21 protein-coding genes, 1 tRNA gene and 2 riboswitches are annotated in these 26,105 nt (G+C 74.6%); of the genes, 10 read left to right on the top strand and 12 right to left on the bottom strand.

The features are described 5' to 3' along the window. Positions 1 to 71 precede the first annotated feature (71 nt). From gcvP to ACFQS7_RS01450, 4 genes are all read right to left on the bottom strand, one after another. Positions 72 to 2,966, bottom strand: a complete 2,895-nt coding sequence (gcvP, locus tag ACFQS7_RS01465; protein ID WP_380065242.1) for an aminomethyl-transferring glycine dehydrogenase — start codon at positions 2,964 to 2,966, stop codon at positions 72 to 74. Beyond that, on the bottom strand, positions 2,963 to 3,340 hold the full coding sequence (gene gcvH, locus ACFQS7_RS01460; RefSeq protein ID WP_380065241.1) for a glycine cleavage system protein GcvH: 378 nt from the start codon (positions 3,338 to 3,340) through the stop codon (positions 2,963 to 2,965). The genes gcvP and gcvH overlap by 4 nt, the downstream gene beginning before the upstream one ends. Positions 3,341 to 3,356: 16 nt before the next feature. After that, positions 3,357 to 4,463 (bottom strand): glycine cleavage system aminomethyltransferase GcvT, encoded by a 1,107-nt coding sequence (gene gcvT, locus ACFQS7_RS01455; RefSeq protein ID WP_380065240.1) that lies wholly within the window; start codon positions 4,461 to 4,463, stop codon positions 3,357 to 3,359. Positions 4,464 to 4,512: 49 nt separating this feature from the next. Beyond that, positions 4,513 to 4,603, bottom strand: a riboswitch (glycine riboswitch). A 3-nt stretch (positions 4,604 to 4,606) separates the two neighbouring features. Continuing rightward, positions 4,607 to 4,709: riboswitch (glycine riboswitch) on the bottom strand. Positions 4,710 to 4,831: 122 nt separating this feature from the next. Further along, entirely contained in the window at positions 4,832 to 5,368 is a 537-nt protein-coding gene (locus ACFQS7_RS01450; RefSeq protein ID WP_380065239.1) for a hypothetical protein, read from the bottom strand. A 111-nt stretch (positions 5,369 to 5,479) separates the two neighbouring features. Between ACFQS7_RS01450 and ispH the strand changes: the two genes are divergently transcribed. Genes ispH through ACFQS7_RS01425 form a run of 5 tightly spaced genes read left to right on the top strand, consistent with a single transcriptional unit; the run spans position 5,480 to position 10,122 of the window. Next, positions 5,480 to 6,454, top strand: a complete 975-nt coding sequence (gene ispH / locus ACFQS7_RS01445) for a 4-hydroxy-3-methylbut-2-enyl diphosphate reductase (protein ID WP_380065238.1) — start codon at positions 5,480 to 5,482, stop codon at positions 6,452 to 6,454. A 52-nt stretch (positions 6,455 to 6,506) separates the two neighbouring features. After that, the gene (locus ACFQS7_RS01440) at positions 6,507 to 7,484 is read left to right on the top strand and encodes a homoserine kinase (RefSeq protein WP_380065237.1); all 978 of its coding nucleotides are present in this window, start codon (positions 6,507 to 6,509) and stop codon (positions 7,482 to 7,484) included. Beyond that, on the top strand, positions 7,474 to 7,923 hold the full coding sequence (gene rnhA, locus ACFQS7_RS01435; RefSeq protein WP_380065236.1) for a ribonuclease HI: 450 nt from the start codon (positions 7,474 to 7,476) through the stop codon (positions 7,921 to 7,923). The genes ACFQS7_RS01440 and rnhA overlap by 11 nt, the downstream gene beginning before the upstream one ends. Before the next feature lie 31 nt (positions 7,924 to 7,954). Further along, positions 7,955 to 8,962, top strand: a complete 1,008-nt coding sequence (locus ACFQS7_RS01430) for a ring-opening amidohydrolase (protein ID WP_380065235.1) — start codon at positions 7,955 to 7,957, stop codon at positions 8,960 to 8,962. Further along, positions 8,959 to 10,122: an FAD-dependent oxidoreductase gene (locus ACFQS7_RS01425; protein ID WP_380065234.1), complete on the top strand. Its 1,164-nt coding sequence runs from the start codon at positions 8,959 to 8,961 to the stop codon at positions 10,120 to 10,122. The genes ACFQS7_RS01430 and ACFQS7_RS01425 overlap by 4 nt, the downstream gene beginning before the upstream one ends. Here the strand turns inward: ACFQS7_RS01425 and ACFQS7_RS01420 are convergent. The 6 genes from ACFQS7_RS01420 to ACFQS7_RS01395 are packed head-to-tail and all read right to left on the bottom strand — an operon-like array spanning position 10,119 to position 13,998. Continuing rightward, on the bottom strand, positions 10,119 to 10,868 hold the full coding sequence (locus ACFQS7_RS01420; protein ID WP_380065233.1) for an ABC transporter permease: 750 nt from the start codon (positions 10,866 to 10,868) through the stop codon (positions 10,119 to 10,121). The genes ACFQS7_RS01425 and ACFQS7_RS01420 overlap by 4 nt on opposite strands. After that, positions 10,865 to 11,647 carry an ABC transporter ATP-binding protein gene (locus ACFQS7_RS01415; protein WP_380065232.1) on the bottom strand — a complete coding sequence of 261 codons (783 nt, stop codon included), beginning with the start codon at positions 11,645 to 11,647 and terminating at the stop codon, positions 10,865 to 10,867. Before ACFQS7_RS01415 ends, ACFQS7_RS01420 begins: the two co-directional genes overlap by 4 nt. Next, entirely contained in the window at positions 11,648 to 12,610 is a 963-nt protein-coding gene (locus ACFQS7_RS01410) for an ABC transporter substrate-binding protein (protein WP_380065231.1), read from the bottom strand. 10 nt (positions 12,611 to 12,620) lie between these two features. Further along, entirely contained in the window at positions 12,621 to 13,133 is a 513-nt protein-coding gene (locus ACFQS7_RS01405) for a VOC family protein (protein ID WP_380065230.1), read from the bottom strand. Between the two features lie 36 nt (positions 13,134 to 13,169). Beyond that, the gene (locus ACFQS7_RS01400) at positions 13,170 to 13,778 is read right to left on the bottom strand and encodes a PIN domain-containing protein (RefSeq protein ID WP_380065229.1); all 609 of its coding nucleotides are present in this window, start codon (positions 13,776 to 13,778) and stop codon (positions 13,170 to 13,172) included. After that, entirely contained in the window at positions 13,768 to 13,998 is a 231-nt protein-coding gene (locus ACFQS7_RS01395; RefSeq protein ID WP_380065228.1) for a helix-turn-helix domain-containing protein, read from the bottom strand. The genes ACFQS7_RS01400 and ACFQS7_RS01395 overlap by 11 nt, the downstream gene beginning before the upstream one ends. 60 nt (positions 13,999 to 14,058) lie before the next feature. On the opposite strand from ACFQS7_RS01395, the gene ACFQS7_RS01390 reads away from it, so the two are divergent. After that, entirely contained in the window at positions 14,059 to 14,241 is a 183-nt protein-coding gene (locus ACFQS7_RS01390) for a hypothetical protein (RefSeq protein WP_380065227.1), read from the top strand. A 45-nt stretch (positions 14,242 to 14,286) separates the two neighbouring features. Here ACFQS7_RS01390 and ACFQS7_RS01385 read toward each other — a convergent pair. Continuing rightward, positions 14,287 to 14,361 (bottom strand) — tRNA-Thr (locus ACFQS7_RS01385). 246 nt (positions 14,362 to 14,607) lie between these two features. Then, the gene (locus ACFQS7_RS01380; protein WP_380065226.1) at positions 14,608 to 15,039 is read right to left on the bottom strand and encodes a hotdog fold thioesterase; all 432 of its coding nucleotides are present in this window, start codon (positions 15,037 to 15,039) and stop codon (positions 14,608 to 14,610) included. Between the two features lie 236 nt (positions 15,040 to 15,275). Between ACFQS7_RS01380 and ACFQS7_RS01375 the strand changes: the two genes are divergently transcribed. The 4 genes from ACFQS7_RS01375 to ACFQS7_RS01360 are packed head-to-tail and all read left to right on the top strand — an operon-like array spanning position 15,276 to position 26,052. Further along, positions 15,276 to 16,580, top strand: a complete 1,305-nt coding sequence (locus tag ACFQS7_RS01375; protein WP_380065225.1) for a glycosyltransferase family 4 protein — start codon at positions 15,276 to 15,278, stop codon at positions 16,578 to 16,580. Further along, complete coding sequence (locus ACFQS7_RS01370; protein WP_380065224.1) at positions 16,577 to 23,893, top strand: SDR family NAD(P)-dependent oxidoreductase; 7,317 nt, start codon at positions 16,577 to 16,579, stop codon at positions 23,891 to 23,893. The genes ACFQS7_RS01375 and ACFQS7_RS01370 overlap by 4 nt, the downstream gene beginning before the upstream one ends. Continuing rightward, positions 23,890 to 25,209, top strand: coding sequence for an aminotransferase class I/II-fold pyridoxal phosphate-dependent enzyme (locus ACFQS7_RS01365; RefSeq protein ID WP_380065223.1), 1,320 nt, complete (start codon positions 23,890 to 23,892; stop codon positions 25,207 to 25,209). The genes ACFQS7_RS01370 and ACFQS7_RS01365 overlap by 4 nt, the downstream gene beginning before the upstream one ends. A gap of 6 nt (positions 25,210 to 25,215) precedes the next feature. Next, positions 25,216 to 26,052, top strand: a complete 837-nt coding sequence (locus ACFQS7_RS01360) for a formyltransferase family protein (protein WP_380065222.1) — start codon at positions 25,216 to 25,218, stop codon at positions 26,050 to 26,052. Positions 26,053 to 26,105: the final 53 nt, after the last annotated feature.

Here is a 26,105-nt window from a genome sequence, read left to right as displayed (position 1 = left end):
CGATCCTGCTAGCCGCTGGTCGCCGGATTCACGCCCTTCGGCCGGAGCGGCCTCGGGCGATCCTGCTCCGCTCACTCCGCCGCCTGCAACTGCATCGCCTGGGCGTATTCCTCCAGCGGCGCGCAGCTGCAGATCAGGTTGCGGTCGCCGTGGACGTTGTCCACCCGCTTCACCGGCGGCCAGTACTTGTGCGCGCGGACGAAGGGCAGCGGGAAGGCGGCTTCCTCCCGCGTATAGGCATGCCGCCACTCGGTCGCCATGACCTCGGCCGCGGTATGCGGCGCGTGCTTCAGCGGGTTGTCGGCGCGGTCGGCACGGCCCTGCTCCACCGCGCGGATCTCGGCGCGGATGGCGATCATGGCGTCGCAGAAGCGGTCCAGCTCCTCCTTCGGCTCGCTCTCGGTCGGCTCCACCATCAGCGTGCCTGCGACCGGCCAGGACATGGTCGGCGCGTGATACCCGTAGTCCTGCAGGCGCTTGGCGATGTCCTCGACCAGCACGCCGCCGCCCTGCTGGAAGCCGCGGCAATCGAGGATGCACTCATGCGCCACCATGCCGCGCACCCCGCGGTAGAGCACGGGGTAATGCGCCGCCAGCCGCTTCGCCACGTAGTTGGCGTTGAGGATGGCGACCTGCGTCGCCCGCGTCAGCCCCTCGGCGCCCATCATGCGGATATAGGCATAGGAGATCGGCAGGATCGCGGCGCTGCCGAAGGGCGCGGCGGAAACCGGCCCATAGCCCGTCGCCGGCCCGGCGCCTGGATGCAGCGGATGGTTGGGCAAATGCGGCGCCAGATGCGCCGCGACGCCGATCGGCCCGACGCCCGGCCCCCCGCCGCCATGCGGGATGCAGAAGGTCTTGTGCAGGTTCAGGTGGCAGACATCCGCGCCGATGGCGGCGGGGCTGGTGAGGCCGACCTGCGCATTCATGTTGGCGCCGTCCATGTAGACCTGGCCGCCATGCGCATGCACCAGGTCGCAGATCGCGCGAATTTCCTCCTCGAACACGCCGTGCGTGCTGGGATAGGTGATCATCAGCGCCGCCAGCCGGTCGGCGAACTGCCCGGCCTTGGCCTTGAGGTCGGCGAGGTCGACATTGCCGTCGCGGTCGCAGCCGACCACCACCACCTTCATCCCCGCCATCACCGCGCTGGCCGGGTTGGTGCCATGGGCCGAGGACGGGATCAGGCAGACGTCGCGGCCCTCCTCGCCGCGCGCCCGGTGCCAGGCGCGGATCGCCAGCAGCCCGGCATATTCGCCCTGGCTGCCGGCATTCGGCTGCAGCGAGGCCGCGGCGAAGCCGGTGACGGCGCAGAGCCAGCCCTCCAGCCGCCTGATCATCTCCAGGTACCCCTCCGCCTGGTCGGCCGGCGCGAAGGGGTGGATCTCGGCGAAGCCGGGGAAGGTGATCGGGATCATCTCCGCCGTCGCGTTCAGCTTCATCGTGCAGGACCCCAGCGGGATCATGCTGCGGTTCAGCGCGACGTCCTTGTCCTCCAGCCGCTTGAGGTAGCGGAGCATGGCGTGCTCGGAATGGTGAGTGTTGAACACCTCCGCCGTGCAGAAGCCGCTGCGCCGCGCCAGCGCCGCGGGGATGCCGCCGCGCGGGGCAAGGCCCGCCAGCTCGCCGCCACCCAGCAGCTCGGCCAGCGACGCCAGCTCGGCCCGCGTCACCGTCTCGTCGAGCGCGATGCAGACCACATCGCCCTCCCGCCGCAGGTTGAACCCGCGCGCCAGGGCGCCGGCCACCAGCGCCCCGGCGCGGTCGCCGGCCTCCAGCGCGATGGTGTCGAAGAAGCCCTCGTGCCGCAGCGCGAAGCCGCCCCGCCGCGCCGCATCGGCCAGCAGCCGCGCCTGCAGCGCCACCCGCCCGGCGATACGCCGCAGCCCGTCCGGCCCGTGCCACACCGCATACATGCCGGCCATCACCGCCAGCAGCACCTGCGCGGTGCAGATGTTGCTCGTCGCCTTCTCGCGGCGGATATGCTGCTCGCGCGTCTGCAAGGCGAGCCGCATCGCCGGGCTGCCCGCCGCGTCGATCGAAACACCCACCAGCCGGCCCGGCAGCAGCCGCTTCAACCCGTCCTTCACCGCCATATAGGCCGCATGCGGCCCGCCATAGCCGAGCGGCACGCCGAAGCGCTGGGTGCTGCCCACGCAGACATCGGCCCCCATCTCGCCCGGCGGCGTCAGCAGGCACAGCGACAGCGGATCGGCGGCGACGATCGCCAGGCCGCCGGCCGCCTGCACCGCGGCGATCTCGGGCGCCAGGTCGCGCACCTCCCCGGTGGTGCCGGGATATTGCAGCAGCGCCGCGAAGGGCTTGTCCGCCGTGGCCGTGGCGGCGATCTCGGCCGGCGGCACCACCAGCACGCGGATGCCGACCGGCTCCGCCCGCACCCGCACCACCGCGAGGGTCTGCGGATGCAGGTCGGCGGCAACCAGCAGCGTGTCGCCCTTGGCCTTGTGCGCCGCATGCGCCAGCGTCACCGCCTCGGCCGCCGCCGTCGCCTCGTCGAGCAGCGAGGCATTGGCCACCGCCAGGCCGCACAGGTCGGCGACCATGGTCTGGAAATTGACCAGCGCCTCGAGCCGCCCTTGGGCAATCTCCGCCTGGTAGGGCGTGTAGGCGGTGTACCAGCCCGGGTTCTCCAGCACGTTGCGCAGGATCACCGGCGGCACATGGGTGCCGTGATAGCCCAGGCCCAGCAGCGACTTCACCCGGACATTGCGCTCGGACAGGGCACGCAGCTCGGCGATCGCCTCGGCCTCGGTCGCCGGCGGCGGCAGGGCGGAGAGGTCGGCGCCGGCAATGGCGGCCGGCACGGTGCGCGCCGCCATCTCGTCGAGGCTCTTCGCGCCAACCACCTGCAGCATCGCCGCGATGTCGTCGGGGCCCGGGCCGATATGCCGGCGGCTGAATTCGGCCTGGTCCTCCAGGGCCGTGAGCTGGTCCAGCACGCTCACGCCTCGCTCTCCACCAGCGCGGCATAGGCCGCCTCGTCCAGCAGCGCGGCGAAGGCGGCGGGATCCTTCGGCTCGATCCGGAAGAACCAGCCCTCGACGGTCGGCGCGCTGTTGATCAGAGCGGGGTTCTCCGCCAGGTCGGCATTGACCTCGACCACGCGGCCGGCGATGGGCGCATAGACGTCGGAGGCCGCCTTGACGCTCTCGACCACGGCGCAGGCCTCGCCCTCGGCGACCTCGCGGCCGACCTCCGGCAGGTCGACGAAGACCACGTCGCCCAGCGCGTTCTGCGCATGGTCGGTGATGCCGATGACCAGGGTATCGCCGTCCTGGCGGACCCATTCATGGTCCTTGGTGAACCGCAGCTCGGGCATGGGTCGGGCTCCTGGATCAGCGCTTGTAGCGATGGGGGACGAAGGGGGTCGGGGCGACGCGGGCGGCCAGCGCCTTGCCGCGCACCAGCAGCGCCAATGCGGTGCCGTCCGCGGCATGGGGATGGGCGACGTAGCCCATGGCCAGCGGGCCGCCCAAGGAGGGGCCGAAGCCGCCCGAGGTGACCTCGCCGATCGGCGTCCCGTCGGCCGCCTGGATCGGGGTATGGCCGCGGGCCGGCTGGCGGCCCTCCGGCAGCAGGCCGACGCGCAGTCGCTTCGGGCCGTTGGCCAGTTCCTCGCGCACCCGCTCGGCGCCCTGGAAGTCCCAGGCCATGCGGCGGCGCTTGCCGATCGACCAGACCAGGGCGGCCTCGACCGGGCTCGTCGTCTCGTCGATGTCGTTGCCGTAGAGGCAAAGCCCGGCCTCCAGCCGCAGCGAGTCGCGGGCGCCGAGGCCGGCCGGCAACACGCCGGGCTGGGCGAGCAGCAGCTTCGCCAGCGCCTCGGCCTGCCCGGCGGCGACGCTGATCTCGAAGCCGTCCTCGCCGGTATAGCCGCTGCGGCTGGCCAGCACCGGGATGCCGCCGATCTCGGCCTGCGCCACGCCCATGAACGACAGCGCGGCGAGGCCGGGCGCCAAGGCCCCGGCCAGCGCCGCGACGCCGGGGCCCTGGAAGGCCAGCAGCGCGCGGTCCGGCAGCGGCCGCAGCGTGACGCCGGCGGGCAAAGCCTGCTCGATCAGCGGGAAGTCGAGGTGCTTGCGGCTGGCATTGGCCACCAGGAACAGCCGGTCGCCCAGATTGGCGACCATGAAGTCGTCGAAGATGCCGCCGTCCGGGGTCATCAGCAGCCCGTAGCGCTGCCGCCCCGGCTTCAGCCCCTGGACATCGGCCGGCGTCACCCGTTCCAGCGCCGCGGCGGCGCCCTCACCCACCAGTTCGGCCTGTCCCATGTGGGAGACGTCGAACAGCGCGGCGGCGGTGCGGCAATGCAGGTGCTCGGCCATGATGCCGGCCGGGTACTGCACCGGCATGGCATAGCCGGCGAAGCCCACCATGCGCCCGCCGAGCGAACGGTGCAGCCCGCCAAGCGGGGTCTCAGACAGCGATTCGGTTTCGGCCACGGGTCCCCCGGCCACGGAACCGTGGCGTGAGTTGATAGTCCGTGGCCCCCCTCTGTCCGGTGACCTGAGAGATTCAGCCGGGGCGTTGCCGGCCTTACTCCGTCGGTGCCGCGGCCTCGCGGCCGCAGGCTTTCCAGAGGTCCCTTCTCCGCGCGGCCCTTTTGCCTGAGCGTTTCCGGGGGCCGGTTGCGCCTTCGGCGGGGACGGCCCCGGATGGGGGTCGTCCCTCTCTCCCGCGCGGTATCAGCGGGTACACCGGTCTACCGCGGACCGCTCGTCCAGCGCAACCGCTGCGCCGCACAAGGCGGTCGTCGCACCGCCTCCTTGTTCCGGGCGGGCCGGTCCGGACCTGCGCCCGGCGGGACGCCTCAGCGTGGCCCGCGGCGGATATTGAAGGCCAAATCCTCCGGGCTCAGGTCGAAGGACACGTAGATCCGGTAGTCGCTGGCGCGGCGCTGCTCGCCAACCGGCAGGGACAGGCTGATCGGCCCGCTCTCGACATTCGTGCGGGTCTCGTTCCGGGCGAAGGTCACCCGTTCGGAGAAGGCCCGCCGGTTCAGGATGCGCTCGTCCCGGTTGTCCACCACCGCCACGAACCAGGGCAGGTCGATGACCCGCCCCTCGGTCCCGGCACCGCGCTCGATGCTGAAGCTGGCCGTCAGCGTCACGTCGATGCTGGCATTCCTGCGGCCAGGGTTGCAGCCGCCGTTGATGCCGGCGATCCGGGCATCCCATTCCAACGTCGTGAGATCCCGCACCGCGCCGGGCCGGTAGCGGGTCAGATCCGCCCCCTCCGCCAGGATGCCGGGCCGCGGGCAGGCCACCGGAAGCCGGGTATTGGTCGTGTTGCTGCACGCCGCCAGCGCCAAAAGCGGCAGCGTGACCAGGACAAACCTCCAACGCATCCCCATCTTCCCCCTTGAGCCCGAAGCCGCGGCGGCTAGTGTGCGCGCTTGCGCACCCTGCCCGCCGGCCGGCCGGCACGGCAACCCGCGGCCTGCGAGCGAATCCGAACGATGAACCAGATCACCAGCCCAGCCGGCGGCGGGAAAGCCCGCCTGAATGTCCTGCTGGCCGGCCCCCGCGGCTTCTGCGCCGGCGTGGACCGCGCCATCAAGATCGTCGAGGAGGCGATTCGCCGCTACGGCGCGCCTGTGTATGTCCGGCACGAGATCGTGCACAACCGCTTCGTGGTCGAAAGCCTGGAACGCCAGGGCGCCATCTTCGTCGAGGAGCTGGACGAGGTGCCGGACGATGCCCCGGTGGTCTTCTCGGCCCATGGCGTGCCGAAATCGGTCCCGACCGAGGCGACCCGGCGCAACCTCTTCTACCTGGACGCCACCTGCCCCCTGGTCAGCAAGGTGCACCGGGAGGCCGAGCAGCATTTCGCCCGCGGCCGGCACATCCTGCTGATCGGCCATGCCGGGCACCCGGAGGTGGTCGGCACCATGGGCCAGCTGCCGGAGGGCACCGTGACCCTGGTGGAGGACGAGGCCCAGGCCAGGCTGGTCGCCGTGCCGACCGAGCGGCCGCTGGCCTTCATCACCCAGACCACGCTGTCGGTGGACGACACGGCCGGGATCGTCGCCGTGCTGCGCGACCGCTTCCCGGCGATCCATGCCCCGGCGAAGGAGGACATCTGCTACGCCACCACCAACCGCCAGGCGGCGGTCAAGGCGATCGCCCAGCGGGTCGAGCTGATGGTGGTGGTGGGGGCGCCGAACTCCTCCAATTCCCTCCGCCTGGTCGAGGTGGCGGAGCGCGCCGGCTGCCCCAAGGCGGTGATGGTGCAGCGCGGCCGCGACCTCGACCTTGGGCTGACCGCCGGGCTGGCCAGCGTCGGCATCACCGCCGGCGCCAGCGCGCCCGAGGTGCTGGTCGAGGAGGTGCTGGCCCGGCTGGCCGAGCATTTCGACATCACCATCGAGGAGGTGGTGGTGGCCGAGGAGCGGATCACCTTCAAGCTGCCGGCGGGCCTGCAGCAGGCCTGATCCGGCACCAGAGGGCATGGGCGCGGACGCAACACCGCGTTAGAAGCGCCGCATGGCCGTCTACACCGAAGTGACCGACGAGGCGCTGCGCGCCTTCCTGGCCGACTACCCGCTCGGCGGGCTGCGGGCCTTCCGCGGCATCGCCGAGGGTGTCGAGAATTCGAACTACGCGCTGAAGACCGCCTCGGGCGACTTCATTCTCACGCTCTACGAGAAGCGGGTGGACCCGCAGGAACTGCCCTGGTTCCTAGCCCTGATGGAGCACCTGGCGGCGCAGGGCATCGACTGCCCGCTGCCGGTCAAGGCGACGGACGGCATGGCCTTGCGGACGCTCGCGGGGCGGCCGGCGGCGATCTGTACCTTCCTGCCCGGCGTCTGGCCGCGTCGGGTCCGCCCGGAACACTGCGCGCCGCTGGGCGCGGCGCTGGCCCGGCTGCACTCGGCCGGCGCCGGCTTCACGGCGGTGCGGCCGAACGGGCTCGGCCCGCCGGCCTGGGCGCCGCTGCTCGACCGCTGCCGCGCGGGCGGCGACGCGGTGCAGCCGGGCCTGGTCGCCGAGTTGGACTCGGCGCTGGCCGGCATCCTGGCGGCCTGGCCGGCGGCGGGCAGCCTGCCGACCGGGCAGATCCATGCCGACCTCTTCCCCGACAACGTCTTCTTCCTGGATGCCACGGGCGGGCCGCGGGTCTCGGGGCTGATCGACTTCTACTTCGCCTGCACCGACCTGCTGGCCTATGACCTCGCGGTCTGCCTGAACGCCTGGTGCTTCGAGACGGACGGCGCCTACAACGTGACCAAGGCGCATGCCCTGCTGGCGGCCTACCAGCGGTTGCGGCCGATGGCGGCGGCGGAATGGGCAGCGCTGCCCGTGCTCTGCCGCGGTGCGGCGATCCGCTTCCTGCTGACCCGGCTGTACGACTGGATGATGACCCCGCCCGGGGCGCTGGTGACGCGGAAGGACCCGCTGGAATACCTGCGCAAGCTGCGCTTCTTCGCCAGGGCGGAAGGGCCCGCCTCCCTTGGCCTCTGACGAGACCCTGTTCGTCGAGATCTGGACCGACGGCGGCTGCAAGCCGAATCCCGGCCCGGGCGGCTGGGCGGCGGTGCTGAAATACGGCGAGGTGCTGCGCGAGCTGTCCGGCGCCGACCCGGCCACCACCAACAACCGGATGGAGCTGATGGCGGCGATCAGCGCGCTGGAGGCGCTGAAGCGCCCCTGCAAGGTGGTGCTGAACACCGACAGCGAATATGTCCGCAACGGCATCAGCCGCTGGATCAACGGCTGGGTGCGCAACAACTGGCGCAACGCGGCGAAGGACCCGGTGGCGAACATGGAGCTCTGGCAGCGGCTGCTGGCCGCGGCCAAGCCGCACACGGTGGATTGGCGCTGGGTGCGCGGACATTCCGGCGACCCGATGAACGAGCGGGCGGACGTGCTGGCGACCGAGGCGCGGCGCAGCCTGGGGTAAAGGCTGGCGCGCCGCTTGCTTGCCACCCGGCGTGCCTCGTCTCCTCCTCGAACGCGTCGGGATGGCCCATCCCGGCGACGTCTCCGCCATCGCCGCCCTGCTCGATTCCGGCCGCCTGGCGCCGGGCGAGATCCGCGCCGTGGTCGGCAAGACCGAGGGCAACGGCGGGTTGAACGACTTCACCCGCGGCTATTTCCTGCAATCCCTGCTGCATTTGCTGGCCGCGCGCACCGGCGAGCCACCCGCCGCCCTGGCCGCGCGAATCCCCTGCCTGCTGTCCGGCGGGACGGAAGGCGTGCTCAGCCCGCACGCCGTGCTCTTCGCGGTGCGCGAGGAGCCGGCGGCCGGCCGCGGCCTCGCCCTCGGCACCGGCTTCGGCCCGCGCCTGCCGCCCGGGGCGGCGGGGACCGAGGCGCATATCGCCGCCGTCGAGGCCACGGTGCGCGCCGCCATGGCGGCCTCCGGCATCGCCGATCCAGGCCTGGTCTTCGTCAAGACCCCGGCCGGCAGCCTGGCCGGCATGGCCCGCGCCCGGGCCGCCGCCGCGCTCGGCGCCGCCCGCGCGCTGGGCGACGTGCCGCAGGCGCAGGCAAGCCAGGCCGCGCTGCTGCGCGACCTGTCGCTGTTCTCCGACCGCGTCGCCGTTTCCGCCGGCATCGAGGTGCCCTGCGACGAGGTGATCCTGCTGGGCGAGGCGCCGGGCTGGGCGCCGGGCCTCGCCCTCGCGGTGCGGCCGATGCGGGACGTGCTGGACATCGCCGCGGTGCAGGGGCTGGCCGCGGCGCTCGGCGGCCCGGCCCGGCTGCGCGCGGTCTTCGCCAAGGGCGAGCCCGACGTCACCGGCCATATCCGCGGCCAGCGCCACACCATGCTGGGCGATACCGACCTCGACGCGCAGCGGCACCTGCGGGCGGCGCTCGGCGCGGTGGTCGCCGCCGTCGCCGGGGACGGCCGGGTCTTCGTCTCGGGCGGCGCCGAGCACCAGGGGCCGGCCGGCGGCGGCCTGGTCGCCGCCATCGCGGAGCAGGACGCACCATGAGGATCGGCATCATCGGCACCGGCGTCGCCGGCAGCGTGCTGGCGGAGATGCTGGCCGGCGCCCCCGGCATCACGGTGCAGGCCTTCGACCGGATGAGCGAGGGCGAGGCGGCCGAGGCCGGCACCGGACTGAATGTCGGGCCGAATGCGATGCAGGCGCTGCGCATCGGCCTGCCGGCGCGGCATGCGGCGGTGCGGGCGGCCTCGCTGCCCTGGTCGCTCTGGTTCATCGACACCGCCTGGGGCGAACGGCTCTTCGACCTGGACATGCTGGACGTGGCGGCGGAACCGGGCATCCGACTGCGCTGGTCGGAGCTCTATGGCGTGCTGCGCGCGCCGGTGGCCGGCGTCACCCGGCGCGGCCTGGTGCTGGAGGCGCTGGAGGAGGATGCCGCCGGCCGGCTGGCGCCGGTGCTGCGCGACGCGGCGGGCGGGCTACACCGGCCGGGCGGCTTCGACCTGCTGGTCGCCGGCGACGGCCGCTATTCCCGGCTGCGGCAGCTTGCCGCCGGCGTGCCGGTGCCGCGCCTGCACGGCGTGGCGCTGACCCGGCTGCTGGTGCCGGATGCGGCCGACTGCCCCTATGACGACTACGGCCAATGGTTCAACGGCCATGCCCGGCTGCTGTCCTACCGGTTGCCGGGCGGCGCCGCCTATATCGCCGGCGGGGTGCCGCTGGCGGATGCGGCGGCCGAGGTGCCGGAGGCGGCGAGGACCGCCGACTACCAGGCGGCGCTCTATCTGCCCGCCGACCGCCCGGCCTGCCCCGCCGTCGCCTGGATGGTGGGGTGCATCCGCCGGCAGATCGGCGAGCTGCACTGGGCCAGGCTGCAGGATTCGCCGCTGCTGCGCGGCGCGCTGGACGGGCGGGTGCTGTTCCTCGGCGATGCGGCGCATGCGATGGTGCCGACCCTCGGCCAGGGCGCGACCCAGGCGATCGAGGATGGCGTGGTCGCCGGCGCCGTGCTGCGGCGCGGCGGCGGCGTGGCCGAGATCGGCGCGCTGCGCGACGCGCGGGTGGAATTCGTCCGCGAATTCAGCCTGGATTCGACGGATACGATGCTGCCGGGCAGCGACCCGATCGGGGATTCACGCGGCAAGATGGCGGCGGAATACCTGGCCAAGCTGCGCCGGCTCTACACCGAGATCCCCGGCCTTTAGCGCCCGGCCCAGTGCACGAAGCGCTTCTCCAGGATCAGGAAGCTCAGGTTCAGCAGGTAGCCGACCGCGCCGGCGAGGAAGATGACGCCGTACATCAGCCCGCTCTCGAACAGCGACTGCGCCACGATCACCCGCTGGCCGAGCCCATCCGTGCTGCCGATGAACATCTCCGCCACCACGACGATGACCAGCGCGAGCGAGATGCCGGCGCGCATCCCCACCAGGATCTGCGGCAGGGCCTCCCACAGCAGCACGTCCCAGAGGATGCGCGTCTCCCCCGCGCCCATGACGCGGGCCGCCAGCACCCGGGTGCGGCGGGCGTTGATCACGCCATAGGCGGCGTTGAACAGGATCACCAGCGCCGCGCCGAAGGCGGCGACCGCGATCTTGGTCCCCTCCCCGACCCCGAACAGGATCAGGAACAGCGGGAACAGCGCCGAGGCCGGGGTGGAGCGGAAGAAGTCCACCACGAATTCCACCGCGCGATAGATGCGCTCGCGCGCGCCGAGGGCGATGCCGAGCGGCACGCCGATGGCGGTGGCGATGACGAAGGCCTGCACCGTGCGCAGCACCGTGCGGACCAGGTCGTGCAGCAGCGGCCCCTGGGCGAAGCCCTCCCGGGTCGCCAGCAGCGTCTCCCAGGGCGAGGGCAGCAGCACCGGGTCGGCCAGCCGCAGCACCGTGGCCAGCCACCACAGCAGCACGAAGCCGGCGGCGCCGGCGGCGGGGGCGACCAGCGCCCTCATGCCGCCACCGCCGCCTCGAAGACCTCGAGGCAGCGGCGCTTCAGCGCGACGAAGGCCGGGTCGGACAAGGTCGCCGTGTCGCGCGGCCAGGGCAGCGCCACGGCGATGTCGTCGGCCACCGTGGTCGGCCGCCGGGTCAGCATCAGCAGCCTGTCGGCCAGCGCGATGCTCTCCTCCAGGTCGTGCGAGACCAGCAGCGTGGTGACGCCCAGCCGCTTCAGCACGGATTGCAGCAGCGCCCTGAGGTCGAGCGTCGTCTCGAAGTCGAGCGCCGAGAAGGGCTCGTCGAGGAACAGCACCTCCGGCTCCACCGCCAGCGACCGCATGACCGAGACCAGCTGCTGCTGTCCGCCCGAAAGCTCGTAGGGGTAGCGCGCCAGGTCGAAGCGGACGCGGAAATCGGCCGAGAGGCGTTCCAGCCGCGCTTCGATCTCCCGCTTCGGCAGGCCCATGCGGCGCAGCGGGTAGCGGATGTTGTCGGCCGCGCGCAGCCAGGGGAACAGCGCCTCCCGGTAGTTCTGGAAGACGTAGCCGATGCGGATCTCGCGCACCTCCCGCCCGTCGTACAGGATGCTGCCGCCATCCACGGCCAGCAGCCCGGCGGCCATGTTGATCAGGGTGGACTTGCCGCAGCCGTTCGGGCCGAAGATCGCCAGGATGTCGCCGCGCCGGACATCGAGGTCAAAGCCGGAATAGACCGGCTGGCCGCCGAAGGCCTTGCGCAGCCCGCGCACCGACATCGCCGCGTCGCGCGGCGCGATCGCGGCATCCAGCGCCACCTAGAGCGCCTTCAGGAAGCGCTCGACATCGATCCTCTCGCGCACCACGCCCTGCTGCACGGCGAGGTCGACGAAGCGCTGCATGTCGGCGCGGTCGGTCAGTGTCAGTTCCTTCACCAAGGTGAAGGCCTGCAGCGGCATGATGGCGGCGAGCTCAGCCGGGGTGTTGAGATGGCTGGTCAGCACCTGCCGCGTCGAGGGATCGCTGCGGATCGCCTGCACCGCGCGGCCCCAGGCCTCGGCATAGCGCTTCGCCACGTCGGGGCGGGCTTCGAGGAATTTGCCGGAGAAGCCGGCGCCGGACGCAAACGCCTTGGCCTCGGTGCGGCCGAGCATGTGGGTGGCGATGACGCCGGCCTCCAGCCGCTGCATGGTGCCGGCGCGCTCGCCGATGGTGGCCACCGGCTCCAGCGTGTAGGCGGCGTCGAACTGGCCGGACTGCATGGCGCCGACATGCATGCCCATGGGCTGCTCGACCAGCGTGTAGTCGGCCCCCTCCTTCAGCCCGACCGCGCCCAGCACGCCGCGCGCCGCGGCCATGTTGCCGGGCCCGGGGGCGGAGACGATGCGGGCGCCCTTGAGGTCGGGCAGCGCCTTCGCCGTGCTGCCCGGCCGCACCACGAACTGCTCCATCCGGTGCTGCGCATTCTGCCCGTTGACCGAGAAGAACAGCACCGTGTTGGCCCGGCGCACGTTGATGTTGGCGGCTTCGAGCGTGACCAGGTTGGTGCAGGCCTCGGCATCGCCGGTGACCAGCGACTGCACGATCAGCGGATGGGTGGTCAGCGGGAAGCCCTGCGGCGCGATCCCGGCATCGGCGAAGAAGCCGCGCGTGACCGCGACGAAGTAGGGCAGCGTGGACGCGGCATCGAAGGTGGCGACCTTCACCGTGTCGGCGGCGCGCGCCGTGCCGATGACGAAGGGCGCGGCCACGCTGCCGAGCAGCAGGGAACGACGGTGCATCGACGGTGCCTCAGGCCAGGGTCGGGTAGGTGGCGGGATCGAAGAAGCTTCTGCCGGCGACATAGGCGCGGCCGGGCGACATGTCGGGGGCCGGGCCGCTCTCGCCCGTCCCCTCGAAGGTCAGCTCGCATTGCAGGCCGGATGGGTCGTAGACGAACAACTGCCAGAGCGTGGTGCCGGGCACCAGGAATTCGCGCCAGTCCAGCCCGGCCGCCCTGAAGCGCGCCACGTAGCCCTGGAAGCCGCGGCAGGCGAGCGAGAGGTGGTCGATCGCCGCGGTGCCGACCGGGGCGCGGCCCTCGGCGCCCAGCGCCGGGCCGCCGGCATAGACGTGCATGATGGCCGGCCCGCCCGCGACCGGCACATAGAGCCAGGCGCCGGGGAAGCCGAAATCCGGGCGGAAGCCGTTTCGCAGGCCGAGGATGCCCGTATAGAAGGCGACCGTCGCCGCCAGGTCGTTGGTCTTCACTGCGACATGGAAGAGCCCGGCGACCATCGGCTCGGTAGGTGGCGTTTCTGGCATCGCGGCGTCTCCCTGGGCGCTCCCGGGGCTAGCAACTCACATGCCATTCCCCGCCTGGTGCTGGCGGCCCTGCCCGGCCAGCCAGCGGGCCGTCCGCGGCAGCGACATCCGCCGGTCGGCGAGCAGCGCCGGATGGTCCGCCCCGGGCGGCAGACGGGCCCGATGCGCGGCGGCCGCGGCCAGGGCGCGCGCCGGGTCGAGGGCCAGCAGCTCCGCGCAGAAGGCGTCCGGCCGCAACGCCCGCAACCCGAGCGGCGCCAGCAGCCGGCGCGGGAAATCGGCGGTGTTGTCGGTGACGATCCAGCGTGCCTCCGCCGCCAGCGCGGTGGCGACGACATGCGCATCCTTGCGCTGCGCCGCGCTGCGGCAGAGCGCCAGGACCGCCTCGGTCCGCGCCGCATCGGGTTCGCATGTGGCGCCGGGGAAAGCGCGGTCCAGCAGCCGCTGCCGCGCCTCCACCACCTCCCGGGCGATGCCGCGCCGACGCTGCAGGCCGCGCATCCACTCCGCCGCGATCGCCGCCGACCATGCCGGGTCGAACAGCCCGGCCTCGGCCAGGCGGAGCAGCAGGTCGGTCAGCCGGCCGCGGAACAGCACGCAGGCGTCGAGCACGGCGATGCCGGCCGAGGCGGGGTCAGAGGTCATGCGACTCGGACAGCTGCGCGAGCTCGGCCAGGGCGCCGCGCCGGAGCCCGGCCTGCCGGTCGCGGTAGGCGATGAGCGCGGCATACGGGACCTGCATGGCGCCGGCCGGCCCGTGGGCCGGCAGTTCGCCGCGCCTGAGCAGGCGACGCAGGGTCGGCCGGGCAATGCCGAGCAGCCGGGCGGCCGCCTCGGACGGGAGGGCGACGGGCTCCGCCGTCATCGCGGTCTGGCACCCGCGGCGCGGCGCCCGCGTTGGCACTGCGGCAAGAGGAGAATGCACATGGCCGAACCACCCAAGGGCAGCAGCGAACGGATGAATTCCGCCGATCCGGCCGCCAAGACCACAACCGAGATGGTGCAGGACGGCAAGACGACGCACAACCCGCAGGCCAAGGTCCCGTCCGACCTCTACCCGGACCCGCCGGGGGTCACGGACCGGACGCCAAGCCCGCCGGACGATTGATCCGGGACTTTCGCGGCTGCTGCGTGGATACCGGCCGGGGCGGAATGGTGCTGCCAGAGAGGATTGAACTCTCGACCTCTCCCTTACCAAGGGAGTGCTCTACCACTGAGCTACGGCAGCCACCGGCCCGGAAGCCCGCGCTGTCTAACGGGTCGCCCCCCGCCGCGCAACCCCTTCCCAGGCGGCTCCAGCACACCCCGCGGCACGGCGTTTCGTCGCCGGAGCAACCAGCCAGTAAGGATTTCTCGGCCATCTTCCGCCCCCTGGATGGATGGCACCGCGCCGCCCATGGAGCAGGAGCCAATACGGCCCATGGCCCAACGATCCGCGCCGCGGCGCAGCCACGCATACGCGATGTGTGACCGGTCAGCCGCCGCGCAGCTGGCGCACCACCGTGGTCAGGCGCGACACGCAGCTCAGGCGTCCGTCGCCGCGGCGGATCTCGACCTGCCAGACCTGCACGCTGCGCCCGAGTTGCAGCGGCCGGCAGATTGCCTCGACCGCGTCGCCCTTCGGCACGGCCGCCAGATGGTTGGCGTTCACCTCCAGCCCCACCACCGTCCAGCCCTCCTCCAGCGCCATCACGCCGCAGATCGACCCGATGGTCTCGGCCAGCACCACGCTGGCGCCGCCGTGCAGGATGCCGGCCGGCTGGATATGGCGGTCGTCCACCGGCATGGTCGCCCGGGCGAAATCCTCGCCCACCTCGGCGATCCGGATGCCGAGCAGCGCCGGCAGGGTCGCCGCATGCCGTTCGACCAAGCCGTCGGGCGACCAGGCCCGTTTCCAGATTCCCATGCGGCTGCGCTCCATCCATCGCCGGGGCCAGGATGGCGGCCCGCCCCATTGTGTCAAATCGCGCAGTCCGGCCAAGCCGACCATCGCCTTATGGTTGACTTGGACAATGCTGCTGCGCACATAAACCCGTGAGGCGCTCGGAAGGTCAGGGCGGGCCGGGGGCAACGAACCCGCCCCGCACGCCGCCCGGGTGGACCGACGCAACCTTGCCGAGCGGCGCACACCCTGGGGGCCAAGTGCACGTCATCCTGGACGTTTCGCGCCTGCTCAGCTGCGTCCACCGCACCTCCCCCTCGGGGATCGAGCGGGTGGAGATGGCCTATGCCCGCCATTGGCTCGCCCGTCCGGACAGCGCGGCCACCTTCACCGCGCAAAGCCTCTGGGGCTGGTTCGCCGCCCTGCCGCGGGACCGCGTCGCCGCCCTGCTCGACGCGTTGGAGGAGGTCTGGGACCAGGGCGTGCCAGCCGGCCGTGGCCTGCGCCGGGCGCAGCGGATCGCGCTGTCGCTGCAGGCGGGGCTGGCCCATGGCGCCGGGCGCGCCGCCCTGCGCGGCCGCCTGCGCGGCCCCCGCCAGGCGGTCTTCCTGCTGGTCTCGCACCGCTCGCTCGACCGGCACGGGCCGATCCAGGCGCTACGCCGCGCCGGCGCACGGTTCGTCCCGCTGATCCACGACCTGATCCCGCTCACCCATCCGGAATATACCAGGGTGCCGCAGGTCGGCCGCCATGCGGCGCGGATCGCCACCACCGCCGCCCTCGCCGACGGCATCATCGTCAATTCCGCAGCCACCGAAGCGGTGCTGCTCGAACACCTCGCGCCGCATGGCCGGGTGCCGCCGATCACCGTCGCACCGCTCGGCACCCGGCCGATGCACGGCCCCGCCGCCGCCCTGCCGACCGAGCCCTACTTCCTCTGCCTCGGCACGGTGGAACCCCGCAAGAACCACCAATTGCTGCTGCATCTCTGGCGCGACATGGCGACCGAAGGCCGCGACGGCCCCCGCCTGCTGCTCTGCGGCCGCCGCGGCTGGGAGAACGGGAGCGTCCTCGAGCTGCTGGAACGCTGCGCGGCGCTGCGCGGCCTGGTGCTCGATCTCGGCACCCTGCCGGACACCCGGGTCACCGAATTGCTGGCCGGCGCCCGTGCGCTGCTGTTTCCCAGCTTCGCCGAAGGCTACGGCCTGCCGGTCGCCGAGGCCCTCTCGCTCGGCGTGCCGGTGCTGTGCAGCGACCTGCCGGCGCTGCGCGAGGTGGGCGGCGACGTCCCCGAATATCTCGGCCCGCTCGACGGCCCCGGCTGGCGGCGCGCCATCCTCGATTACGCCAGGCCGGACAGCCCGGCCCGCGCGGCGCAGCTCGACCGCCTGCGCCACTGGCACACCCCGGGCTGGGAGGCGCATTTCGCCGCGGTGGATACCCTGCTCACCCAGGTGACCGGCGCCCCCATCGAGGTCCCGGTGCCGGGCCTCCGCAAGCTGCCCGCCCCGGCCCGTGGCGCCCGCGCGGCGCAGCCGGCGCCGGCGGGCGCCACCCCGGCATGACGGTGGCCGCACGCCGCCGCCCCAGGCGGCGGCCGGAACGGGCGATCGCCATCGTCGGGGCCGCCTGCCGCTTTCCCGGCGCGCCCGACCTCGACGCCTATTGGCAACTGCTGGCGGAAGGCCGCGATGCGGTCACCACCCTGCCGGCGGATCGCTTCTCGCAGCCCTACTACGCCCATCCGCGGCGCGGCGAGCCGGGCAAGTCCTACAGCTTCGCCGCCGGCACGCTGGGCGACGTCGGCGGCTTCGACCCCGGCGCCTTCGGCATCTCCCCGCGTGAGGCGGTGGAGATGGACCCGCAGCAGCGCCTGCTGCTGGAAGTGGCGGCCGAGGCGCTGGAGGATGCCGGCCTGCCGCCGGGGGCGCTCGCCGGCAGCGCCACCGGCGTCTTCGTCGGCGGCTCGTTGACCGACTACAACGACCTGCGGCTGGGCGACATCGCCTCGGGCGACCGCTACTTCATGACCGGGGGCGCGCTGTCGATCCTGGCCAACCGGATCGGCAACGTCTTCGACCTGCGCGGCCCGGCCCAGACCATCGACACCGCCTGCTCCTCCTCGCTCGTCGCCCTGCACTATGCGTGCGAGGCGCTGCGCGCCGGCCGCATCCCGGCGGCGCTGGTCGGCGGGGTGAACATGCTGCTGTCGCCCTATCCCTTCATCGGCTTCGCCCGGGCCGGGATGCTCTCCCCCAGCGGCCGCTGCCACGCCTTCGACGCGCGGGCGGACGGCTATGTCCGGGCCGAGGGCGCGGGGATGGTCCTGCTCAAGCCGTTCGAGGACGCGCTGGCCGCGGGCGACGCCATCCGCGGCGTCATCCTGGCCAGCGGCGTCAATGCCGCCGGCCGGACCATGGGCCTCTCGCTGCCCAGCCAGGCGGCGCAGCAGGCGCTGCTGGAACAGGTGCTGGCAGAAGCATCGATCGATGCCGACCGCATCGGCTACTTCGAGGCGCATGGCACCGGCACCGCCGCCGGGGACCCGATCGAGGCCGCCGCGATCGGCCAGGCGATCGGCCGGCACCGGACCGGCGCGGCGCTGCCGATCGGCTCGGCCAAGACCAATATCGGCCATGCCGAACCGGCCTCCGGCATGGTCGGACTGCTCAAGGCCATGCTGGTGCTGCAGGAAGGCAAGGTGCCGCCCTCGCTGCACCATGCGACGCCCAACCCGGCCATCGACTTCGCCGGGCTCGGCCTGCGGGTGCCCACGAGGCTGGAAGGGCTGCCGCAGCGCCGCCGCGCCGTCGCCGGGGTCAACAGCTTCGGCTTCGGCGGCACCAATGCCAGCGTCCTGCTCGGCGCCGCCCCGGCGGCGCGGCCGTTGCCCGAGGCCGGCGGCCCGCTGCCGCCGTTGCTGCTCTCGGCGCGCAGCGCGCCCGGCCTGGCGGCGCTGGCCGCCCGCTGGCAGGCGACGCTCGCCGCCACGCCGGCACCCGCCCTGCCGGCGCTGCTGCGCGGTGCGGCCAGCCATCGCGGCCCCTGGCCGCACCGCCTGGCGCTGCGCGGCGGCGATGCCGCGACGCTGGCCGCCGGCCTCGCCGGCGGGCCGGCCGGCGCGACCCAGGCCTCCTCGGGTCAGGGCGTCGCCTTCGTCTTCAGCGGCAATGGCGCGCCCTTCGCCGGCATGGCGCAGGCACAACTGGCCGCCAATGCCGACTTCGCCGCCGGGGTGGCCGAAGCCGATGCCGCCCTTGCCCCGCTGCTGGGCTGGTCGACCAAGGCCCGCCTCGCCGCCGGCGTGACCGCCGCCGAACTGGCCGCCAGCGACATCGCCCAGCCGCTGCTCTTCGCCGTGCAGCACGGCATCGTCGCGGCGCTCGCCGCCCAGGGCATCCGGCCCGCGCTCTGCCTCGGCCATTCGGTCGGCGAGGTCGCCGCCGCCGCCGCCACCGGCATGCTGGACCTCGGCGCCGCCGCCCGGCTGGTGGTCGCCCGCAGCCGCCACCAGGCGGCCACCGCCGGGCAGGGCCGCATGGCCGCGCTCGGCGCGACGGCAGAGGCCGCGCGCCCGGTGCTGGCGGCGCTCGGCACGATCGAGGGGCTCGGCGTCGAGATCGCCGCGATCAACGCGCCGGAAAGCCTGACCGTCGCGGGCCCGGCGGCGCTGCTCGCCCGGCTGGAAGCGGTCGCCGCCGGGCAGCGCTGGAGCTTCCTCGCCCTCGACCTCGACTATGCCTTCCACAGCGCCGCGATGGACGGTTTGCGGGACGGGCTGCTCGCCGACCTCGAAGGCCTCGCCGGCCAGGCGCCCCAGGTGCCGCTGGTCTCCAGCGTCACCGGCGCGCCGCTCGCCCCGGCGGCGTGCGGCCCGGCGCATTGGTGGCGCAACCTGCGCGAACCCGTGCAATTCCAGGCCGCCGTGCAGTGCGCCGCCGGCCTCGGCCCCTGTCTCTTCCTCGAGATCGGCCCGACCCCCGTGCTGCAGGGCTACCTGCGCGACACGCTGCGCGCCGCCGGGACGGAGGCGGCGATCCTGCCCAGCCTGTCGCGCCGCGACCCCACCGCCGACCCCTTCCCCGGCATCGCCGACCGCGCCTGGACGGCCGGCGCCGATCCGCGCGGCGGCCCTGCCTTCGCCGGCCCGGCCCGCCGCCGCGGCCTGCCGCACACGCCCTTCGACCGCCAACCCATCTGGTACAGCGAGACCTCCGAAGCCAACACGATCGTCACCCCGGTCGAGCAGCACCCGCTGCTCGGCTTCCGTCACGGCGCCGAGCCGGGGCTCTGGTCGCGCCACGTCGACACCGCGATGGAGCCCTGGCTGGCCGACCACCGCCTGGCCGGGGAGCCGGTGCTGCCGGCCGCCGCGATGTGGGAGATCGCGCTGGCCGCCGGCCTCGCCCGCCACCCGGATGCGGCGGCGATCGAGTTGCGGGAGGCGGCGATCCACCAGGCCCTGCCGCTGGAGGAGGGCCATGCGCGGGAGTTGCGCGCCAGGCTCGACGGCGCCGGGCAATTCACCCTGGAATCCCGCCGCCGCCTGGCGCAGGAGCCCTGGACCCTGCACCTGGAGGCGACCGTCGCCACCCTGCCGGCGCTGCCGGAGGCCACCCCCTTCGCGCCGCTGCGCGGCACCCCGCTGGAGGGCGAGGCGATCCGCGCCCTCGCACGATCGGCCGGCCTGCATTACGGCCCGGCCTTCGAATCGCTCGACCATGCGGTGATCGAGGGCGCCTCCGGCCGTGCCGCGGTGCGGCTGCGCCGGCCCGAGGCAGCGCCCGGCGATGCCGGCTTCCTGCTGCATCCGGTGCGGCTGGACGGCGCGCTGCAGGGGCTGGTCGGCCTGCTGGCGGACGTGCCGGCCGAACCCGGCACCGGCCTGGTGCCGGTGCGCGTCGCCCGCCTGGCCTGCCGCATCGGCGCCGCCCCGGCCGCGCATGCCGAGATCCGCCTGGCCAGCCGCGGCGAACGCAGCGCCAGCGCCGACCTGCTGCTGCGCGACTCCGCCGGCCGCGGCGTGGCGGTGCTGGAGGGCTGCACCCTGCAGCGCATCCGCCTGCCCGGCCGGACCGACCCGGCCGAGGGCGCGTTCCATGTCGCGCTGGTCCCCGCCGCCCCGCTGCCGGGCCAGGGCAGCGTGACCAGGCCCGGCCTCGCCACCTGCCTGGATGCCGCGCGGCGGCAGGATGAATCGCTCGATCTTGGCGATGCCGCCATCCTGCTCGAAGGCTATTGCGCCGCCGCGGCGCATGCCGCGCTGTCCGCCACGCCCGGCGCCGGGCCGCAGGCCCGCGCCCTGCTGGAGGAATTGGCCAAGGGCGGCCTCGCCGCGCCGAGCCCGGCCGGCCTCCGCCCGATGCCCACCGCGGACCTGCCCCCGGCGGTCGAGATCTGGCGCCAGGTGCTGCTGGAACAGCCCGCCCTCGCGCCCGACCTCGCCTGGGTCGCGCTCGCCGCCGAACGGCTGCCGCAGGCGCTGCTCGACTGGCAGGCGCCGGCCGAGCCCGGCCTGGTCGCCGGGCCGCCCGCCGGCAGCGCCGGCCAGGCCCGGCTCGGCGGCGTCCTGGCCGAGGCGGTCGCCGCCTTCGCCGCCGCCTGGCCCCGCTTCCTGCCGCTGCGGGTGCTGGAGGTCGGCGCCGGCCCCGGCCCGCTGACCGCACGGCTGGCCGCGTCGCTCGCCGCCTCCGGCCGGCAGGTCCGGTTCACCGCAGCCGCCCTGCCCGGCCGGCCCGGCCCCGCCTCGCCGGCCGCGGCCGCGGCGCTCGACTATGCCGTCGCCAGCTGGGACCCGCTGGGGACCGAACCGCCGCCGGTGGCCGCCGACCTGGTGGTCGGGCTCGGCCTCGGCGCCCGGCTGCGCGCCGGCGCGCTGCTGCCGCAGGCGCTGCGCCAGGCCGCCGCCCCCGGCGCCGCATTGCTGCTGGCCGAGCCGCTGCCCGGCCCGCTGCTGGACTTCTGCTGCGGCCAGGATGCCGCCTGGTGGGCGGCGCCCGGCGGCGCCTCGCCGCTGCCGGGGCCGGAGGCCTGGGAGGCCGCGCTCGCCGCCGCCGGCTGGTCGGAGGCGCGGACCGCACCGCTCTCGGCCGCGCCCTGGCCGGCGCTGCTGCTGGCCGCCCGGGCGTCGGAAGGCGCCGCGGTGCTGGCGGCGCCGAAGCTGCGGCGCATGGCGATCTTCGCCGATGCCGCGGCGGGCCCCTTGCCGCCGACCCTGGCCGCGGTGCTGCAGGCGCGCGGGGCGAGCGTCGCCCGGCACGACCTGGCCGAGGCGGCCCGCACCCCGCCCGCGGCGCTGCAGGGCTGCCTGGTGGTGGCGCTCGCCGGCGGCGGCACCGACCTTGCGGCGACGCTGACCGCGCTCGGCCGGCTGGCCGCGGCGGCGGACGGCGCGGCGGCCGGCTTCCGCCTGGTCACCCAGGGCGGCCAGCAGCCGGACGCGGGCCGGCACGACCCCGCCGCCGCCGCCTGCTTTGCGCTCGGCCGCGTGCTGGCCAACGAGCATCCGGGCCTCAAGCCGCGCCGCATCGACCTCGACCCCGGCCTGGCGCCGGAAGCCGCGGCACATCGCCTGGCGGCCGAATTGCTGGCCGAAGGCGATGCCGAGGCCGAGGTGACGCTGACCCGCGCGGCGCGGCTGGTGCCGCGGCTGCGGCCCGGCCTGCCGCCGGCCGCGCCGCCGGCCGGGCCGGCCCGGCTGCAGGTCGGCCAGCCCGGCCAGCTCGGCAGCCTGCACTGGGCGCCCTTGGCCCTGCCGGCGCCCGGCCCGGGCGAGGTGCTGCTGCGGATCGAGGCGGCGGGGGTGAATTTCCGCGACCTGATGTGGGCCCAGGGGCTGCTGCCCGAGGAGGCGCTGCTGCCCGGCTTTGCCGGCCCCGGCCTCGGCATGGAATGCGCCGGGGTGGTCGAGGCGGCCGGCGAAGGGACCGAATTCCGCCCCGGCGACCGCGTCTTCGGCGTCGCCCCGCGGGCCCTGGCGACGCAGGCCCTGACCCGGGCCGAGGCACTGGCCCCGCTGCCGGCGGGGATCGACCCCGCCGCCGCGGCGACGGTCCCGGTCGCCTTCCTGACCGCGGTGCATGCGCTGGAGGAATTGGCGCGGATCGAGCCCGGCGAGCGGGTGCTGGTGCATGGCGGTGCCGGCGCGGTGGGCCTGGCCGCGCTGCAGGTGGCGCTGGCCGCCGGCGCCCGGGTCGCCGCCACCGCCGGCACCGCCGCCAAGCGCGCCTTCCTGCGCGCCGCCGGGGCCGAGCTGGTGCTCGACAGCCGCGATGCCGGCTTCGCCGACGCGCTGCGGGCAGAGTGGGGCGGGCCGGGCGCAAGCGAAGGTTGCGTCGACGTCGTGCTGAACTCGCTGGCCGGGGAGGCGATGGAACGCTCCATGGCCCTGCTGCGCCCCTTCGGCCGCTTCCTCGAGCTCGGCAAGCGCGACTTCGCCGAGAACCGCCGCGTCGCGCTGCGGCCGATGCGGCGCAACGTCACCTGGTTCGCGGTGGATGTGGACGAGTTGCCGCGGGCCCGGCCGGCGGTCGCTGCCCGGCTGCTGCGCTCGATCGCCGAGCGGCTGGGCGACGGCCGCTTCCGGCCGCTGCCGGCCACCGAATACGCGGCGACGGAGGTCGAGACCGCCTTCCGGACGCTGCAGGCGAGCGGCCATATCGGCAAGCTGGTGGTCCGGCCGCCGCCGCCGGCCGCCACGCCGCAGCGGCTGCCGGCCCTGCGGCAGGCGGCGCGCGGCACGGTGCTGGTCGTCGGCGGCACCCAGGGCTTCGGCCTGGCCACGGCGCGCTGGCTGGCCGACCAGGGGGTGCGGCACCTGGCGCTGCTCTCGCGCCGCGGGGCGGCGTCGCCGGGGGCCGAGGCGGCGGTCCGTGACCTCGCGGCGCGCGGCGCCACCGCGACGCTGATCGCCTGCGACGCGACCGATGCCGCGGCACTGGGCCAGGCGCTGCGCGGCATCCGGGCCGCGCTGCCGCCGCTGCGCGGCGTGGTGCATGCCGCCGCGGTGATGGCCGATGGCGCCGCCGGCGCGCTGGAGACGCCGCGGGTCGCGCGCGTCCTGGCGGCCAAGCTGGCGGTGGCGGAGAACCTGGACGCGCTGACCGCGGAAGACAGCCTGGCGCTGTTCCTGCTGTTCGGCTCGGCGGTGGTCGCGGTCGGCAATCCCGGCCAGACCGCCTATGTCGCCGCCAATGCCGGGCTGGAAGCATTGGCCAGGCGCCGCCGGGTGGAAGGCCGGCCGGCCATGGTCGCCGCCTGGGGGCCGATCGCCGATGCCGGCATGCTGGCCGGCGATGCCGGGACGGCGGAGATCCTCCGCCGCCGGCTCGGCGCCGCGCCGCTCTCGGCCGAGGCGGCGCTGGCGGCCCTGCCGGCACTGCTGGAGGCCGGCCCGGCGGTCATGGGCCATGCCAGGCTGGCCTGGGGCGAGGCGCGGGCGGCGCTCGCGGTGCTGGCCGAGCCCTGCTTCGACGCGGTCCGCAGCGCCGCCCCCCCGGCCGGCGACGGCGCCGGGCTGCGCGCCCGGCTGCGCGAGGTCTCCGAGGCCGAGGCGCTGGCCCTGCTGCGGGAGGCGCTCGCGGCCGAGCTCGGCCGCATCCTGCGGCTGCCGCCGGCCGCGGTGCCGCTGGAGGCGCCGCTCGCCGGGCTCGGCCTCGACAGCCTGGGCGGGATGGAGTTGCGGCTCGGGCTGGAACAGCGGCTGGGCATGACGGTGCCGCTCTCGGCGGTGACCGATACGCTGACCGTGGACAGCCTGGCCCGGCGCCTGGCCGAGTCGCTGCACAGCGCCCCGGTGCCGGAGGACGCCGTGGTCGCGGCGCTGCTCGCGGCGCATGAGCCGGCCGCCCCGGTCCAACAGGCGGTGCGGGCGGCATGACCCAGGGCTTCGGGCTTTCGGTCGCCGCCCGGGCGGCGCTGCTGCAGCGCCTGTCGCGCCGGCGCGGCGAGGCGGAGGCGCCCGGCCCGGCCGAGAGCCCGGGCCGCGACCTGACCACCCTGCCCGGCCTGCGCGACATCGAGATGGTGCGCGAGGCGGGCCAGGCGCTCGGCTTCGAGAACCCCTTCTTCCGCCAGCATGAGGGCGTGGCCGGCGCCCGCACGGTGATCGGCGGCAAGCCCTACGTGAATTTCGCCTCCTACAATTACCTCGGGCTGAACGGCGACCCGCGCATCGCCGCGGCGGCCAAGGCGGCGATCGACCGGCACGGCGTCTCCGCCTCGGCCTCCCGCCTCGCCTCCGGCGAGCGGCCGGTGCATGGCGCGCTGGAGGCGGCGCTGGCGGCGAATTACGAGGCCGAGGCCTGCCTCGCCTTCGTCAGCGGCCATGCCACCAACGTCACGGTCATCGGCCACCTGCTGGGGCCGCGCGACCTGGTGCTGCACGACCAGCTCATCCACAACAGCGTCGCCGAGGGGGCGCGGCTGTCGGGGGCGCGGCGGATCGCCTTCCCGCACAACGACTGGCAGGCGGCGGAGCGCGAACTGGCGGCGCACCGGCGCCGGCACGGCCGGGCGCTGCTGGTGCTGGAAGGCCATTACAGCATGGATGGCGATGCGCCTGAACTCGCACCCTTCGCCGCGATGGCCCGGCGGCACGACGCGTTGCTGATGGTCGATGAGGCGCATGCGCTGGGCGTGCTCGGCGCCACCGGCCGCGGCAGCTTCGAGCATTGCGGCGTCGCGGCCGGCGCGGTCGATATCTGGATGGGCACGCTGTCGAAGACGCTGTCCGCCTGCGGCGGCTACATCGCGGCCCGCCGGCCGCTGGTCGACCTGCTGCGGCATTCGGCGCCGGGCTTCGTCTATTCGGTCGGGCTGGCCCCGCCCCTGGCCGCCGCGGCGCTGGAATCGCTGGCGGTGATGCAGGCGGAACCCTGGCGGGTGACGCGGCTGCAGGCCAATGCGGCGCTGTTCCTCGGCCTGGCGCGGGAAGCCGGGTTCGATGTCGGCAGCTCGGCCGGCATCGGCATCGTGCCGGTGATCCTCGGCAGCTCGGTGGCGGCGGCGCGGATGGCGGCGGCCTTGTTCGAGGCCGGGGTGAATGTCCAGCCGATCCTGTTCCCCGTGGTGCCGGAGCGCGCCGCGCGGCTGCGCTTCTTCCTCTCGGCCAAGCATGCCGAGGGCGAGATCCGCCAGACGGTCGCGGCGATGGCCGCGGCGCGCGACGGGATGGCGCCGGCCCGGGTGGCCTGACCACCGGTGCGGCCCGGCACGACGCAGGACCCGCTGACCCGCCCGGCCCTGCGCATCGCCCTGTTCACCCTGGAGGCGGCGCCGAGCGGGGAGGCCGTCGCCGGCTTCCTGCGGCGGCATGCGGCGGAGGTGGTGCTGATCGGCCGCTCCGACCCCTACCGGCCCGGCGCCGGCGGGGCGCTGCGGCAGGGCTGGCGGCACTGGCGGCGGTCCGGGCCGCGGCTGCTGCCCTATCTCTTCGCCAATTATGGCCTGCCGGGGCTGCGGCCCGGGCCGACCCGGCTGGCCCGGCTCGCCGCCGCGCGAGGCATCCCGCTGCACGCGGTGCGCGACGTGAACGGGAAGGAGACCGCGGCGGCGCTGCGCGCGGCACGGCCCGACCTGATCCTGTCCTGCCATTTCGACCAGATCTTCACGGCCGGAACACTGGCCCTGGCGCCGCGCGGCGGGATCAACCTGCATCCCTCCCTGCTGCCGCGGCAGCGCGGCCCGGTGCCGACGATCTGGGCCCTGGCCGAGGACGCCCCGCGCTTCGGGGTGACGGTGCACCGCCTGGTACCGCGCATCGATGCCGGCGGCATCCTCGGCCAGCGGGAGGTCGCGTTGCCCGCCGGCACCACCGCCAGCGCCGCCGCCCGCGCCCTGCACCTGGCCGGCCTGCCGCTGCTGGACGAGGTGCTGGCGGCGATCGCGGCCGGCACGGCGCGGGAGACCGCGCCGGGCCTGCTGCCCTATTGCCCCTTCCCGCCGGCCGCGCTGCTGCGCGCCATCGCCGCCCGCGGCCGCAGGCTGGTCGACACCGCGGACCTGCGCGCGGCCTGGCGCAGCCTCGGCGCGGCTTGACCGCCACCGGCCGGACCGGCCATCAACCCGGCATAAAGGCGCGCCGGACCATA

Source organism: Dankookia sp. GCM10030260 (assembly GCF_042666655.1).
Taxonomy (GTDB): Bacteria; Pseudomonadota; Alphaproteobacteria; order Acetobacterales; family Acetobacteraceae; genus Paracraurococcus.
The sequence above is the reverse complement of the archived record's forward strand: the minus strand, read 5'-3'. Positions and strand labels throughout refer to the sequence as shown.